The sequence below is a fragment of the Allobosea sp. genome (assembly GCF_030695125.1).
Lineage (GTDB): Bacteria > Pseudomonadota > Alphaproteobacteria > Rhizobiales > Beijerinckiaceae > Allobosea.
This window is the reverse complement of sequence record NZ_JAUYTP010000017.1, coordinates 1-1,822: the sequence shown is the minus strand read 5'-3', so window position 1 is coordinate 1,822 and position 1,822 is coordinate 1. Positions and strand designations below refer to the sequence as shown.

General features: G+C 65.5%; 3 protein-coding genes. 2 read left to right on the top strand and 1 reads right to left on the bottom strand.

Going from position 1 to position 1,822, the window contains the following annotated elements; all coding sequences use genetic code 11:
• Together bfr and Q8S38_RS05275 are read left to right on the top strand one after the other, a co-directional pair.
• Positions 1–355: bacterioferritin (gene bfr / locus Q8S38_RS05280; protein ID WP_305679386.1), on the top strand; the 355-nt coding region annotated here is incomplete at its 5' end.
• Positions 356–639: 284 nt separating this feature from the next.
• Positions 640–1,185, top strand: coding sequence for an MOSC domain-containing protein (locus Q8S38_RS05275; RefSeq protein ID WP_305679385.1), 546 nt, complete (start codon positions 640–642; stop codon positions 1,183–1,185).
• A gap of 138 nt (positions 1,186–1,323) precedes the next feature.
• Here the strand turns inward: Q8S38_RS05275 and Q8S38_RS05270 are convergent, their stop codons facing one another.
• Positions 1,324–1,710, bottom strand: a complete 387-nt coding sequence (locus Q8S38_RS05270; RefSeq protein WP_305679384.1) for a hypothetical protein — start codon at positions 1,708–1,710, stop codon at positions 1,324–1,326.
• Positions 1,711–1,822: the final 112 nt, after the last annotated feature.

Here is a 1,822-nt window from a genome sequence, read left to right as displayed (position 1 = left end):
GAAGAAGGAATCGATCGAGGAGATGGTCCATGCCGATCGTTTGATTGAGCGGATCATCTTTCTTGAAGGACATCCCAACCTGCAGCGCGTCGCACCCCTGCGAATCGGGCAGACCATCAAGGAAGTGCTCGAGGCCGATCTGGCTGGCGAATACGAAGCCCGCGCCGCCTACAAGGCGAGCCGCGAACTTTGCGAGCAGCTCGGGGACTATGTCTCCAAGAACCTGTTCGAGGCGCTGCTGACCGATGAGGAAGGCCATATCGACTTCCTCGAGACCCAGCTCGACCTCATCGGCCGCATCGGCATCGAGCTCTACACCCAGAAGCATATGGGCGGTCTCGACGAAGGCCACTGAGCTTTCGGCGGGTCACAACCCGATCAGCGAAGCCGGTTCCGCGATGCGGGGCCGGCTTTGTCATGAGCGGTAGGTTTTGATCCACCTGCGTCGACCAGCGAGGTTTTCCTGGGATTTTTGAAAATAGGCTGTCATCCCGGACGCAGCGAAGCGGAGATCCGGGATCCATTCCGGAGCGCTGGTGAGGTAGGTTCCGGAATCGGTCCCGGGTCAAGCCCGAGACGACCGCGTGTTTCCACGTCACATCATTCAACGAGGATGATCTCAGGAGGGCGATGCGGGTGATGACGACCGCGACAGTGATCTCGGTGAGCGCGGATACGGGCCACCGCTTCAGCAAGCCGCTTCAGGGCTCGATCCGCCTGCTGGCCGGGCTCGGCGTCGAGGGGGACGCCCATTCCGGTGAGATGGTGAAGCACCGCTCGCGCGTCGCGGTCGATCCGACGCAGCCCAATCTGCGCCAGGTCCATCTCATCCATGCCGAACTGCTCGACGAGTTGAACGCCGCCGGCTTCGATGTCGCTCCGGGCCAGATGGGCGAGAACCTGCTGACGCGCGGGCTCGACCTGCTGGGCCTGCCGGTCGGCACAAGGCTGCGGCTGGGGGCGGAGGCGCTGGTCGAGATCACCGGCCTGCGCAATCCTTGCGCCCAGATCGAGGCGTTCCGGCCGGGGCTGCTCGCCGCCGTGCTCGGGCGCGACGCGGACGGCCGGATCGTTCGCAAGGCCGGGATCATGGGCATCGTGCTGGAGGGTGGGGTGGTCGCGCCGGGGGATGCCATCGCCGTCACCCTCCCAGCCCTGCCGCATCGGGCGCTGGAGCGCGTGTGAGGTTGGATCGCCGTGCCGGGATTCCACGTTCCTGTCTGCAGCAGGCGGCTGACCGCAAGGATCGAGCCCCCTTGGAGCTGGAGCTCCAGGGGGGCTTGGGGGAGCTGAAGAGAGCTGTGGAGCCTCACAGGCTGCCGTTCACCGGCAGATGGTCTTGTAGCCGACGACGATGGTCTCGCCCGAGTAGCGGTCGAAGCGCTTGATCGGCTTCTCGAAGCACTCCTCCTCGGCCTCGACGAAGCGCACCGGGCGCTGGTGACCGTAATCAGCCCGACGCACGTCGCGATCATGGAAGCTGCGGTGGCGCGGCTCGGCCGCACGGGCCTGGTTGCTGATGATCGCCGCGCCGATGAGGGCACCGGTAACACCGAGCAGGGCCCCGGCGACGGCCGTCTTGCGGCTGTGCTGCTTGACCGGCTTGACCTCGAAGCCGCGATCGGAGGCAGACGCGCTGGAGACGAAGGAGCCGCTGATCATGGCGACGGTCAGGGCGGCGGCGACGGTCTTGGTGAAGCTCTTGGTCATGACGCTCATCCTCTGGCTGGGCGGCGATCCGTTCGCCGATGAATTGACCCTAGAGCCAGGCCCATCGGTGCGCTGTTCCCGCGGGAACAGGCCAGGACAGATCACGGTCCGA